This is a genomic window from Streptococcus infantis, assembly GCF_047464715.1.
GTDB lineage: Bacteria > Bacillota > Bacilli > Lactobacillales > Streptococcaceae > Streptococcus > Streptococcus infantis_S.
Window position 1 is genome coordinate 34321 of the sequence record NZ_JASHBJ010000008.1, and the last position, 14123, is coordinate 48443.

General features: G+C 40.1%; 13 protein-coding genes, 1 tRNA gene and 1 riboswitch. All 14 genes read right to left on the reverse strand.

Annotation, left to right across the window (positions count from 1 at the left end):
• Positions 1-30: 30 nt before the first annotated feature.
• On the reverse strand, positions 31-2463 hold the full coding sequence (locus QM419_RS08785) for an ATP-dependent Clp protease ATP-binding subunit (protein WP_414278523.1): 2433 nt from the start codon (positions 2461-2463) through the stop codon (positions 31-33).
• Positions 2464-2469: 6 nt separating this feature from the next.
• On the reverse strand, positions 2470-2928 hold the full coding sequence (locus tag QM419_RS08790; protein WP_414278524.1) for a CtsR family transcriptional regulator: 459 nt from the start codon (positions 2926-2928) through the stop codon (positions 2470-2472).
• A gap of 340 nt (positions 2929-3268) precedes the next feature.
• Entirely contained in the window at positions 3269-3562 is a 294-nt protein-coding gene (locus QM419_RS08795) for a hypothetical protein (RefSeq protein WP_414278533.1), read from the reverse strand.
• Positions 3563-3825: 263 nt separating this feature from the next.
• The gene (locus tag QM419_RS08800; protein ID WP_414254637.1) at positions 3826-4554 is read right to left on the reverse strand and encodes an ABC transporter ATP-binding protein; all 729 of its coding nucleotides are present in this window, start codon (positions 4552-4554) and stop codon (positions 3826-3828) included.
• Positions 4554-5561, reverse strand: a complete 1008-nt coding sequence (locus tag QM419_RS08805; protein ID WP_414278525.1) for an ABC transporter substrate-binding protein — start codon at positions 5559-5561, stop codon at positions 4554-4556. Before QM419_RS08805 ends, QM419_RS08800 begins: the two co-directional genes overlap by 1 nt.
• 37 nt (positions 5562-5598) lie before the next feature.
• Positions 5599-6357 (reverse strand): ABC transporter permease, encoded by a 759-nt coding sequence (locus QM419_RS08810; RefSeq protein WP_414278526.1) that lies wholly within the window; start codon positions 6355-6357, stop codon positions 5599-5601.
• Complete coding sequence (locus QM419_RS08815) at positions 6320-6610, reverse strand: MTH1187 family thiamine-binding protein (RefSeq protein ID WP_178895554.1); 291 nt, start codon at positions 6608-6610, stop codon at positions 6320-6322. Before QM419_RS08815 ends, QM419_RS08810 begins: the two co-directional genes overlap by 38 nt.
• Positions 6611-6684: 74 nt before the next feature.
• Positions 6685-6787, reverse strand: a riboswitch (TPP riboswitch).
• A 78-nt stretch (positions 6788-6865) separates the two neighbouring features.
• Positions 6866-8398, reverse strand: a complete 1533-nt coding sequence (gene cls, locus QM419_RS08820; protein ID WP_254727426.1) for a cardiolipin synthase — start codon at positions 8396-8398, stop codon at positions 6866-6868.
• A 170-nt stretch (positions 8399-8568) separates the two neighbouring features.
• Positions 8569-9513 (reverse strand): 3-oxoacyl-[acyl-carrier-protein] synthase III C-terminal domain-containing protein, encoded by a 945-nt coding sequence (locus QM419_RS08825; protein WP_414278527.1) that lies wholly within the window; start codon positions 9511-9513, stop codon positions 8569-8571.
• Positions 9514-9527: 14 nt separating this feature from the next.
• Positions 9528-10790, reverse strand: a complete 1263-nt coding sequence (locus QM419_RS08830) for a F390 synthetase-related protein (protein WP_414278528.1) — start codon at positions 10788-10790, stop codon at positions 9528-9530.
• Complete coding sequence (locus QM419_RS08835) at positions 10768-11583, reverse strand: MBL fold metallo-hydrolase (RefSeq protein ID WP_414278529.1); 816 nt, start codon at positions 11581-11583, stop codon at positions 10768-10770. Before QM419_RS08835 ends, QM419_RS08830 begins: the two co-directional genes overlap by 23 nt.
• Complete coding sequence (locus tag QM419_RS08840; protein WP_414278530.1) at positions 11558-12538, reverse strand: NAD-dependent epimerase/dehydratase family protein; 981 nt, start codon at positions 12536-12538, stop codon at positions 11558-11560. The genes QM419_RS08835 and QM419_RS08840 overlap by 26 nt, the downstream gene beginning before the upstream one ends.
• Positions 12535-13809 (reverse strand): glycosyltransferase, encoded by a 1275-nt coding sequence (locus tag QM419_RS08845; RefSeq protein ID WP_414278531.1) that lies wholly within the window; start codon positions 13807-13809, stop codon positions 12535-12537. The genes QM419_RS08840 and QM419_RS08845 overlap by 4 nt, the downstream gene beginning before the upstream one ends.
• A 189-nt stretch (positions 13810-13998) precedes the next feature.
• Positions 13999-14072 (reverse strand) — tRNA-Pro (locus QM419_RS08850).
• Positions 14073-14123 lie beyond the last annotated feature (51 nt).

Here is a 14123-nt window from a genome sequence, read left to right on the forward strand (position 1 = left end):
ACTGTAACTGGAGTATCCTAGTTCTTGTTTTTATACAATGTCAAATTTCAATTGACCAGCTTTGACGCCAATCTTAAGTGTCTTACCTTCTTTCAGTTCACCTGTAAGAAGGAGTTCTGCTAGTTTGTCTTCTACTTCTGTTTGCAGAGTTCTGCGCAGTGGCCGTGCTCCCATCTCTGGATCATACCCTTTCTGAGCTAAAAGCTTCAGGGCAGATGCTTGGAGTTTCAAGTCAATTCCTTTTTCTGCTAGGCTTGCAATCAGTGGTTTGACCATAATCTTAACCACTTCCTGCATATCTTGACTTGACAAGCTATGGAAGACCACTTTTTCATCAATACGGTTGATGAACTCTGGACGATAAGTTTTTTTCAACTCTTCAAACATTCGTTTTTCCATATTTTCCTGATCAAAACGAATATCCTTAGCTCCAAAACCGACTGTCTTGTCATCACGAAGAGCTGTCGCACCAAGGTTCGACGTCATGATAATGATGGTATTTGAAAAATCAACCTTACGGCCTTTACTGTCCGTCAAGACACCATCATCCAAGACCTGCAAGAGAACATTAAAGATATCTGGGTGCGCCTTTTCTACTTCGTCAAAGAGAAGTACTGAGTACGGTTTATTACGAACCTTCTCGGTCAACTCTCCGCCCTCTTCGTAGCCTACATAACCTGGAGGAGCTCCGTTGAGACGGCTGGCTGCAAATTTCTCCATGTATTCACTCATATCAAAGCGGATAAGGGCAGATTCGTCATCAAAGAGAACTTCTGCCAAAGCCTTAGCCAATTCAGTTTTACCAACACCAGTTGGTCCTAAGAACATAAAGGATCCAATTGGACGTTTGTTATTGCGAATACCTGATTGATTTCGGCGAATGGCACGACTGATACTAGAGACAGCTTGTTCTTGTCCAATAACACGTTTATGCAGCTCAGCTTCAAGGTTGAGATACTTCTTGGCATCCGTTTGTGTCAATTTTTGAACTGGAATACCTGACAAGCGACTCAAGGTTGTCAAAATATCAGATTCTTTTACGACATCTTTGTAAACAGGTGCTTCCTGCTCTTTTGAAATGAGTTGCGCTGCTTGCTTCCATTTGCCATCCATCAAGGCCTTGTCAGCAGCTGTTAGGCCTGACTCGTCTGCTTTCACATGCTTCGATTTATTTTGGACTGTCGCTGCTGCTTCATCCAAAAGATCAATCGCTGAGTCTGGCAAGTGACGACTTGTCAAATAGCGATGCGCCATTTTAACAGCTGTTTCTACAGCATCGTCTGTAATTTGGACATGATGGTGCTTCTCATAAGTTCCCTTCAAACCCTGTAAGATAGCCATACTGTCAGCCACGCTCGGCTCTTCAATCATCACTTTTGCAAAGCGACGAGAAAGGGCTGCATCTTTTTCGACATGTTTTTGATACTCTTCCTGAGTAGTCGCTCCGACAGTTCTCAGAGTTCCACGTGCCAAGGCAGGTTTCAGGATATTTGCCGCATCCAAGGTCGAATCAATCCCACTTCCTGAACCCATAATGGTATGAAGCTCATCGATAAAGAGGATGACCTTGCCATCTTCCTCGATATCTTTGATGATATTGTTCATACGTTCTTCAAAATCACCACGGAAACGAGTTCCTGCAACCACATTCATCAAATCGAGTTCAAGGACACGCATCTTAGCCATTTCAGCTGGCACATCTCCATTGGCAATTCGTTGTGCAAGGCCAAGTGCCAAAGCTGTTTTACCAACACCCGCATCTCCAACTAGAACGGGATTATTTTTGGTCTTACGACTCAAGATTTGAATCATACGTGAGATTTCTTGGTCACGACCAATAACTGGTTCCAACTTGCCAGAACGAGCTTGCTCTGTGAGGTCATGAGTATAATCTTCCAAACCGCCACTTGGAGTTTGAGGCATGCCCATCATATTGGCCATCGAATTTTGCTTGTCTGCTACTGAGCGGTGCCGCTGGCGTAGAGCCTTCAAATCTTCCTTTGTCCAACCAGCACGCGCTTCAAGGCTACGACGAAGTCCAGCAATTTTGACTTGGTCCTTCTGGTCTTCATAAGAAAAACCTGCTTTTTCCAAAATGCGAGTAGCTAAAGCATTACCGTCATGCAAGATTGCGTAGAGAAGGTGCTCAGTTCCCAATGCTTTTGCATGTACAACGGAGGCAACATGTTCCGCCTCCAACATCAAGACGTTTAAACGATAAGAAAAAGGGAGTTCCTGATAATCTTCCTTGTGGCTATAGTTAGATTCTGTCAATTCTACAGCCACTTCCTCTAAACGATCAATTTCATACGGGAACTCGTTCAAAGTTGCTCCAGCAACACTGTAGCTATGATTAGCCATAGCAATCAGTAGGTGCCAAGACTCCAGGTAGTCTGCTCCAAAGCGACTCGCCACTAGAAAGGCACTGTCTATACATTCTCTCAATGCTTTTGAATATTCCATTAAATTTTATTTTCCTTTTCTATCTACTTCATGCAATATCTGACGAAGCATATTCGCACGAATATAATCAGCTTCCTCGCCCAAAACACGATCTGAGGCCGTTGCTACTAACAGACTCATTTCTTGGCGGGTCAAGAGTTCTTGTTCGACTAAGAGTCTTAAGACGTCTTCAAAGATGACTTGGTTTACCTCATCACCCACTGAATACAACAAATCACGGAGCATATCATGGTGGTTGGAGAATTCAATTCGACCTATACGAATATAGCCCCCACCTCCTCGCTTACTCTCAACTAGATACCCTCTACTCTCTGTAAAACGAGTTTTAATCACATAATTAATCTGGCTAGGTACGACTTGAAAGGTATCCGCTAGCTGGCTACGTTGCAATTCTACGATACCAGATTGTTCTAAAATCGCCTTGATATAGGCTTCAATATGATCCGATGTATTTTTAAATTTCATAGCTTGCTACCTCCTTCTTAAACTTTGACTATCTTTGACTATACTATCATTTACAACTCTATAAGTCAAACTTTTAGGGCTCAATCCTTGAAAATACTGAGTTTTAAAAATAGCTACCGATAGCAAGCAATTCCCATTTCATTTTCTATCCTACAATTATGTTATAATAAAGAAGTTACAGCTAGCTTTCAAATCCTTTGAAAGTATGTTATTTATCATCAAATCTAAGAAATATTTCGTAAAGTCTAGAAAAATAAAACTTCGGTATCATTAATGGTATACCGAAGCTTTTTTGTAGTGTGAATTTCTCACAGTTTTTTCTACTATAGTTCATATTCTTTCACTGAGAGAAAAAATCTCTCCAGAAAGGATTTTCGCTATCAAAAATTTTAACTTCTTCTTCAGTCATATTGTGAGGATAGTCAAGAAAAAGATTATAAATTTTTTTCTTATCAAAGCTGAACAGAAACTCTCCTATAACACCTATTTTATAAATCCACCAAACTTTTGAATCTTCACTATCTTTGTAAAAATCACTGTACCCTTCAAGATTAGACTCCGAAAAAATGGGTTCATCTATTTCATCGGATGAGTTTGTTTTGTGATAGTCATTTAGTTCATTATTTAACATTATTTAGGGCCTTTCCATCATCTATTGAAATAAAATGTGACCATATTTTGATTTTATGATACTTGTGGAAAAATATCCTCCCATATATCCACTAAACTTTTTCCATCAAAAACTTTAGCTTCCATAGCTTCATCAATTGTATCAAACTGCTGGCCTTCATAATCATAACACCATAGGTCAATTATATCACTTTTTATCTATCAGAATTTCCATTTATAGACAAAAGAGAGCTGGCAAAGTATAAACTTCACCAACTCCCTATATTTCTAATTATTTAAGCCCAACTCTTCTAATATCTGACGTTTATAGGCAATTTTTTGAACTTCCTTATCTTCAGTTTCAGACCAATCAAGTTTGATTTCAGCAACAATCTGTCCCGGTCGATTTTTCAAGATATAAATCCGATCACTAAGGTTAAGGGCCTCCTCGATACTATGGGTGATGATAAGTGTCGTCAGGCCTAGCTGTTTATGAATATCAAGATACCAGGCATGAAGTTCCATTTTGGTCATCTCATCCAAGGCACTAAATGCCTCGTCTAGAAGAAAAAGCTTATGTCCGAAAAGATAGGTACGAAGTAAAGCCACACGCTGGCGCATCCCACCACTGAGTTCATGAGGGTACTTATCCCTTACAGCCGTCAACTGAAAGGTAGCAAGAATTTCATCTGCTTTGGCAATAGCTTCTGCCTTATCCACCTTTTGAATTAAGAGGGGCAAGATGATATTTCCTAGCACCGTCTTATGTTCCAAAAGCAGATCCTTTTGTAGCATATAGCTCACGCGCCCCTTAGGATTTTCCTCTCCATCAAGAATGATTCGTCCTGACTGGACTTCTAAAATGCCTGCAATCAGGTTAAAGAGGGTTGTCTTTCCTACACCACTGGGGCCTAGGATAGAGACAACTTCACCTGAAGTCACCTGTAGGTTAATATCCTCTAAGATCTTTTCATCATCGTAGGCGTAGCTTACGTGTTCTAGTCTAATTTCTGTCATTATTTTACAAATTCGTTAGTGAAACCTTTGTCAGTCAAGTCTTCCTTGAGGATTCCATTTTCCTTATCCCATTTGTAGAAGGCATTCCAGCGGTCAGCATCAAATTGTCCCCATTTGTCCTTGTCGCTTGCGTATTCTTTTGACAAGTATTTCTGAGATTCGATGACAAAGTCACGTTTATCCTTGAGTTCAGGTGCATTCTTGATGAGGATATCGGCTGCTTCTTCTGGGTGCTCCATGGCATATTGGTAGCCTTTTTTGATGGCTTGGATGACTTTGCGAGCTTCTTCTTTGTTGTCTTTCAGATAATCGTTGTTAGCGATGATAACTGGTGAGTAGTAGTCAAACTCTTTGACATAGTCCTTCAAGTACATAAAGTTGGCATCCACACCTTGCGATTTAGCAAGAATTCCATCCCAACCGTAGTAAATCCAAGCAGCATCAAAAACGCCATTGGCAATCGGTGTGATAGAGTTTGAGTCGTTGTTTGGTACTTTTTCGACCTTCTCAAAGTCTCCACCTTGAGATTCTACCAAGGTTTTCAACATCGCAAGTTCAGTTGGGTCATTCCAAGTTCCGTATTTCTTGCCAACCAAGTCTTTTGGACTATTGATATTGTCAGACTTACGAGAGATAATCCCTGATGTGTTGTGTTCAACGATAGCGGCAACGGCAGTAATTCCTGCACCTTTTTCCAATTTTTTAGCCATGTAGTCTTGGAAATAGATAGCAAATGGTGCCTTGCCATTAATCACCAAGTCAGACGAGCTTTCTTCAGGCGGCAATTTCAAATCAACATCCACTCCAGCTTCTTTGAAATAACCTTTTTCCTTAGCAACATAAAGCCCTGTGTGGTTAGTATTTGGCGTCCAGTCTAGGATAAAGTCAATCTTCTTGAGTTCTGCTTCTTTGTTGTCCTTAGAAGCAGTTCCTTGGCCACAAGCCACAAGCACGACAGCTAGAAGAGCTGTTACAATCGTTAAAAACACTTTCCATGTTTTCTTCATTTTTATTTCCTCTTTTCTTTTTCCAAAACGCTCTATTTTAAGCACGTTTCCATTTAATCACATATTTCTCACTAATATCGACTAATTTCATACCCAGAAGGCTGATAAGCGATACCAGAATAATAATCGCAAACATGGTATCATACTGAAACAGTTTCTTGGACTGAATCATGTAGACACCAAGTCCTTCAAAGCCTCCCAACCACTCAGATACAACTGTTGTGATAAAGGCGTAGGAGACACTGACCCTCAATCCTGCATAAAAGTAGGGCAGGCTGACAGGGATTTTAAAATGCCAAAGGATTTGCCAAGGATTTGCTCGCATCAAACTAAACAAGGTCAGCATGTCCTTGTCACAATGCCTAAATCCATCCAAAATACTGACGATGATAGGAAAAGTTGTCGTCAAGATAATCAAGACAATCTTGGGCAAGATTCCATAACCAAGCCACAAAACCAGAATAGGCGCTATGGCAATGGTCGGTATGGTCTGGACAACCACCATCATTGGGTAAATCAGGTCATTTAACCAGCCCAGACTATCCATAAGGACGGCCATGATACAGGCTATCAAGACACCCAAGACCAAACCTAACAAGGCTACTCTCAAGGTTGCCCAGCTGTGGTACCAGAGAAATTCTCTGTCACGAACAAAAGACTGAAGGATTTCAAGTGGTGTCGGCAAGATAAACTTTGGTAAGAGTTTTAACAAACCCGCTACCTGCCAAAGAGATAAGACACCCAAAAATCCTAGCAGACTAATGTGCCGTCTCATTATATTTTTCAAGTTTCTCATCGATGCTTAAAATCTCTCCTACATTTATTTTCACATTGGCAAAAACATTGTCTGCCCCTTGACCTGCCACTTCTAATGCTTCTTTGAGAATGCGCATGAGTTGATCAAAGTCTCCCTCTAAGACCGTTTCAAAGGGTGTCACTACCATAGTCACTCCTTGAGCTTGCAGATAAGCAATGACTTGATCAATAACAGCTATGCGGTCAATCCCTTGTGACAGGGGTAGGACTTGTAAAGCAATGCTTGCTTTCATTAAAACCTCCTTCTAAGTTACAGTTTTTCTTTGAAAAAAAGAAAAACCTCTTTCATATATGAAAAAGGTGCAAAATTAGGCCAAGTATCGTTCCCTACGCTGGCATTACCCAGATCAGGTGCGGTCGAAGTTTAACACTTCCTCTCAGACTGTACACAGACTCCCATATATTATATGGACATATGATAACGAAAAATAAATAAGATGTCAAGGAAACTGCTTACAGAAAAAGAGACGAAAAACCGTCTCTTTCAATTAAAGCATAGGTGCAAATAACTGTGTTACTTCTTTAATCATCATTTGATACCATGTAGGATTTATGGTATCCGAGAAGATTTCTTGAGATTGTTCAAAAATTTCTTCAAAATCTTTGCGAATATCCGCGATTGACTCTGTTTTGTAGAGTAGTACTGCATTTTCATAGTGATGGACCAAGCTACGATAATCCAAGTTAATCGTACCCACAGCCGCAAATCGATCATCAACAATCATTTGCTTACTATGGATAAAACCAGGTGTGTATTCAAAAATGCGAACACCCGCAGATAAAAGATCTGGATAAGCTCCCCGTGTTACAAGTTGAATGAGTTTCTTATCCGGTATATGGGGTGTGACTATTCTCACATCTACACCTCGCATCGCCGCATTCTTTATATCCTCTGTTAAATCATAATCGATAATGAGATAAGGCGTTGTGATATAAACAAAATCCTCTGCTTGATTAATCAGTTTTTGATAGACAATTTTACCCACCTTCATCTGGTAGATTGGTTTCGGTCCACTACCGTATGGGATACAAAGACCACTACCAGACCGTGTCTGATTTTCCAAATGATACTGATCAAAGTCACTGATTTCCCCACGGTTGATGTACCAGTTCATGAGAAATAGTCTGGTAAAGGCTTGAGTCGCCGGACCATCTATCCGAATTCCACTATCTTTCCAGTGTCCAAAACGTTCAATATGATTGATATATTCGTCTGCGAGGTTGATCCCACCAGTGTAGGAAATCTGCCCATCAATGACCAAGATTTTACGGTGGTCACGGTTGTTATAGGCCACTGTCATACGAGGAATCACCTTATTAAACTTATGAGCATCAATTCCTTTAGACCGCAAATAAACAGTATAATCCCCAGGCAAAGTCACCATACAACCAATATCGTCATAGAGCATCTTGACTTCAACACCCTGAGCAGCTTTTTCTTCGAGAATTTCGAGCATGCTATCCCACATCAAGCCCTCTTCGACAATATAGTATTCAAGAAAAATAAACTTTTCAGCTCTTTTAAGATCCTTCAGCATCTGTTGCCACATTTCCTCGCCACTTGCGAAAAATTGTGAATCTGTCTGGTCATAGACTTCTGCATTACTATCCATATGTAGCAAGGCATTGATAATTCCATAAGCTGATTTATCTGTCTCCTGTAGCTGCAGATGGAGTTGGCGCCCATTATTCTCATGAAATGCAATAGAATTCAATTCCTGGAGTTGTTTCAGTTCTTTTTTTGATAGCCTTCTTTCACCGAACATGAGATAAAGCAGTGGACCAAACACCGGCACAAAGGTCACAATCAACCAAGTCACCTTGCTCTCAGGAGACATGGAGCGATTGACAATCGCTATAACAGTTGCCACGCTAACCAGAAATACAAGGGAAACCCAAACAAGCGGAGCAATCTGACTCATGTAAAGAATAATGCCAAAAATAACAAATAATTCTATCAGGATAATCGCAATACTAAAGCCATACTTGGACATCAATAATCGAAATTTTCTTGTCCCCATATCTCCCTCTTAATTTCTAAGTATACTCCTTCATATACTATCCGAAAACGCTTATTACCTTCTAGTATACTTAGTTTCATAAAACTTAGCAAGCTTTTTCTGTATAGGCTGATAGTTCTACCTATAAAATCATTTAAAAAGCAGGCAACTTACACGTGCCTGCTCTCGTTTTACAATTTCAACGCCAACATATTAACCGTCATACCAGCTGCAGTTCCCATCAAGAAGATAGTATCTCCTTCCTTCACATGGCCATGTTCAAGTGCATAGGCCAAGCCAAAAGGTACCGCAACGGAAACCATATTCCCATACTCACTGACAATATTGAGATACTTGTCTTTGCTAACTCCTAGTTTATCCATAACAAGTGGTAATGCTCGGCTAGCTTGGTGTGGAATAATATAGTTTACAGCATCTTTAGAAATACCAGATTTCTCTTGGAATTCTTGGAACATTTCTGGAATGACACGAGCAGAAAGCAAGAGGATTTTCTTCCCTTTCATATCAAACATGAAATTGGTCTTCGTTTCTTCAGAGTACTCTTTTGGTTGATAAGAAGTCAGGCCTCCACGGATTTCAGTATCGTGAGCTCCTTCTGACCAAGTACGTTGAAGGCTTGCTATCACTCCCTTATCCTTGTCACTTGCTTGGAAAATAAAGGCTGCCGCCCCATCACCAAAGAGTTCATAACTTTCTTTTTGCTTTGGATTGAGACCCAAGCTACCGACTTCACTGGAAACAATCAAAACACGGTGGTATTCTCCAGCTTCAATCAAATATGACATCGTTGATAGAGCAGAGATAAAACTTGTACAAGTCGTATTGATATCCATGGCTGGGATAGAGAGCCCTTTTGCCACGCGCTCATGAATCAAAGCAGCTGTACACGGAATAGGTTGAACACCAACCGCACTAGCTGATACAAGGCAATCAATGTCTTTAACACTTAAGTTTGCATTGTCAAGCGCAGCTTGGATAGCTGCTTCTGCCAAATCTAGCTGTGTTTCTTCATTTTCTACGACACGATAACGCGTTTGGTCTTTAAATTGCACTGTGTTTTTTGGGAGGCAAACTCCATAGCCTGCAATTTCTACATGTCTTTTTACTTCTGTCATAATCTTTTGTCCTTTCATAAACGTTGGATACGCTTGAGCTTACGACTTGTATCCCAGTGATAATCTGAAAATCGGATTTCAGGTGCTTTAAACTCTTTTTGTTGAGCCAAGACTTGGAACTGCTCTGTAATTGCTGTTTCCAACTGCTCGTCCCTTCGACTCAGACAAACCTCCACTAACTCATCAGAATGTTGTTTGACTTGGTAATCTCCGACATTCTCCACAAAGAGAATGCAACGTCTGATAAAGTCAGGATAAATCGTTACCTGACCTCCATCCAGTCCTTCAAAGTAGAAGATATCATCAGAACGCCCTTCAACCTTGTCAATCCTTGTATAATGAGATCCACAAGGACAAGGTTCAGGATTTTCAACCAAGATATCGTTGAGCTGATAGCGATAAACAGGCTGACTGCTCCGCTTAAAATCAGTAATGACTGGATAAAAACGTCGGTCATCCAAGTAGTGCTTTTCCACAAAGATGATGTCTTCATTAAGATGCAGATTCCCAGCCGAACAAGTACAAGCTAGAAAACCTTCTGTTGCTTGATAGACCTGGTCAATAACTGGTAATGCAAAAGCCTCAGAAATCCGTTCTCTGTCACTATCTTCCAAGATTTCAGCTACCGAAACGATTTTTTGTGGATGAATCTTTAGCTCTCCAGCTTTTAGACGCTTACTCAATTCAATCAACATAGAAGCAGGCGCCACCAAGAAGGTCGGTTGATAATTGTTGAGACGCTCGATATGCTCATCTGTATTCTTGAAAATATCAAAGTACTCTAAACGAATGAGCGCCGTATTGATGGTCTGATACAATTCATTATCAGCTCTCAAAAAAAAGGCTATACGATGTCCAAAAAGGTGACCTTTGGGCAACATCTTTGCCAAGATAGCCGCCGCCCACATACTTCGTTCTTTTTCAGTTGTGATAAAAAGTCCCCGATGTCCAGATGTTCCAGAAGACAGCCCAACAGCTATTTCTCCCTTTAGCTCTGTAAAATTCCTGGTCTTTTCACTTTCAATAGCCAAAGCCAAGGCCTCATCTCTATCCACACCTTGAGTATTAAGCTCATTGAAATGCGTCATCATAAATGCTTTATCCATATGATCAAAATCACTGGGTACACCATTTTTAAAATAAGGTGACTCATGTTTTAGAAATTCCATATAGACATCTAGTTGCTTTTTCTGATAGTTTTCTAAGGCTTCTCGAGATTTAAAATTATGAAGCCAACGAGTTTGAATAAATGTTTTAAGAAAGGTTATTTTTTTCATACAAAATTCGCTCAATCCTTTCTATAGGGTCATGGCTGACAAGCGCTTCTATACCATCATTTAACACCTCTTCCAGCAACTCTGTTCCTTTGACATAGTCAGTCTTACTATCTTGAATCAAGGAAGGAATCAGATGCATCTGTTTCGTATAGGGTAAGAGGTCAATTCCCCAACAAAGATCCGCTGCGATAAAGAGATGATAATCTGGAATAAAGAGACAGGCTTGGCCCTTGGCATGCCCATCAATAGAAGCTACCAGGATACTTCCGTCTCCAAAAAGATCATTGGTGAAACGATAATTGAAGTTGGAGTTTTGCCGATCTGCCTTGATGACTGTCAATCTTTCCTCGAAGTCACTCGGCAAAAATTCTTTAAAAATTAAATCTTTTAGTTTTGGTTTCTTGTAAACATCATACACTTCCTGGGTTAGGATAAAGCTTGCGTTCGGAAAGAAGCTAGCCCCTCCTAAATGATCTGGATGTAGATGAGACAGCAGGACAAAATTAATTTCTTCTGGTTTAATTCCTTTAGCCTTCAGCAAATGCGAAATCTGATCCTGCTCCGTCATTTGAACGGGCGTCCCCAAGCGATATAAAGCATATCGTAACTTGGTCTTAATATCGTAGTGATAGCCAGTATCATAAAGTACATAGCCCTTATCCCTATGTTTGATCAAAAAGACGCCTGCTGGGAAAGTCATCTTTCTATTTTTGACACCCTTAAAAAGCAAACCAGCATAACTAGTACAGTATCCCGCTGAGAAATACTCAATGCTTTCGATAATCTTGGACATATTGTTCAATCCCTTCTGAAATACTAATTTTCGGATGATACCCCAATTCCCTCATAGCCTTGCTAATATCCAGCGTTTGACTATAGCGGAGCAGATAATAGGTATATCGAGTTAGAGGTGGCTCCCCTTTAAGGTTCAAGGTCTTGTATAGAAATTCTAAACTACTTGCAATTCCTGATAAGAGAGATGCTGGAATTTTTCTATATTTGATTGGATAACCCAGACCTGTCAAACTTTCCTCTAACAAATCTCTAAAAGCCCTCGGTTCACCATTAGTAATGTTATAAACCTCACCTTTGGCTTCTGGAGCTTCTATGGCCAAACGGATTGCCAGAGCAACATTTTCCACGCAAGTCATGTCCATGAGCTGACGCCCATCTCCAATTAAAGGAATACCAATTTTTTGACTAAGATTGATCACCCGTGGCAAGATGCTAGTATCTCCAATCCCAAACAGTCCCCGAGGTCTCAAGATAATACTCGGAACATCTGGATAATCCTTAAAGAGTCTCTCCGAAGCCAATTTGCTACGGATATAATTATTGAGATTATTTTCCTCCGGAGCATCACTTTCTTTGATAGCCAACTGATCCTTAGGAGCAGCATAGACGCTTGGTGAGGATACATAGACTATACGTTGAATACCTGTTTGGCGACATGCCTCGAGAACATATTTGGTTCCTAAAACATTAACCTGATAAAAATCTTCCCAAGGCCCCCAAACTGTTGACAGTGCTCCCGCATGAACGACCAGATCCATCCCCTTGCAAGCCTCTAGCACATCATCAGCTTTGGTCAAATCACCCTGAAAATAGCTAACCGAAGAATTCTCTAAAGAGCGACCAACCTTACTGTTTCTACCAAAAGCTCGAACCTGATAGCCATGCTCGACTAATTCTTTTACGACATATTTACCCAAGAAACCTGTCGCTCCAGTTACTAAAACTGTTTTCATTTTTCTTTCTCCTTATCCGCTAGCAGACGATGGATTTCACTCTCTAAAATTTCCGTCGGATGGTAAGAATGTGCAGCTTGGCGTAAAATCTCTAATTCGGACCAATCCTCTTTAGCTAATAAACTATCAAAGGCTTGTCCAATTACCTTGCTATTATCTCTTTTAGCTGTAAAAGCAACACCCGCTTCCACCCCACGAACGGCATAATCAAATTGGTCATAATCATGAGGCAAAATCAAAGCTGGTTTGCCATAAATGATACATTGATAAAAAATCCCAGCCCCCCCGTGATGAATCACGTAATCCATCTGGGGAATGTACTCCTTATAGGGGAGATAAGAAACTACGGAAAGGTTCTCCATGAGACTTTCACATTGGAAGGACTCTCCACCTACACCACGAGTTACAAAAAAGTGACAATCAGGATGAGCTTTTGCAAGTTGCGTAGCTTGATAAATAAGATTTTCTTTGGCCCAAGCTAGTTGTGTCCCACAAGTCATCAAAACTTTCTTTCGCTCCATAAAAGGAGACAAATCTAAAGGATAATCCTCTCCTGCCTCAACTGAAGCACCAGAGGGCCCTACCCACTTGTAGTGTTCTGGGAATCCCTTTTTTAACTCTACCTCTTTCATTCCAATACCTAGAATAGAATAGGGAGAATAAATGGTCTCATGACCTAGTTGATTATACAATTTAAAATTATATCTTTTTAAGCTATCACGAAACGAAAAAGATACAATCCGTTTCACTAACCGAGTTGCTTTTCTACCTAAAAATTGTACTGAAACTTTCCAACGATTCTTGGGACTTCCCAGTCCACCAAAGAAACAAGGAGGACCATCTGTCGTTTCAATCGCAAACTGGGTCGCCATAGTTGATATCCACGGAATGCCAAGTTGATTAGCTACTAAACCTCCAGACAAGGTTATAAAATCAGCAATGACGATATCAGGGCGATTTTTTTGCCACTCTTCCAATAATTGATCTGAAACTAGATTAATTAAATCAATACTTGCTGAAAGTTGATGATAGGCTGATATAATTCCTAATTGCTGATCATTATTTGCGGCACGTTCAAAATCCTCTATGTGATTTTCTAATATTGGAACTACATTAAAACCTGCAGCATCAGCAACGGCTTTTTTTTGAAGACCAGTGAATAAACGAATCTCATATCGAGGGTTATTAAGTAAAGGTATTAATAAATTCATTGTTGGATACAAATGTCCACTTAAAGGGACAACTACAACATCAATTTTAATTCTTTTCATATATCTAGGATATCAAATTTTAAAAAAAAGAACTATCGATAAGATAATTCTTTACTTATTTATTAGTTTTGACATAAAAAGGTAACGAAACATTTAAGAAAGTGCAATATGAATTTACAGATAATAATGATAAAAATCAAATATAAAAATAAAAAAAAAGGCAACTGCCTCAATTTAAGTATTGACTAATCGGGAAGACAGGATTCGAACCTGCGACACCTTGGTCCCAAACCAAGTACTCTACCAAGCTGAGCTACTTCCCGAGTTAAATGTTTAATGCACCCTAGAGGAGTCGAACCTCTAACCGCCTGATT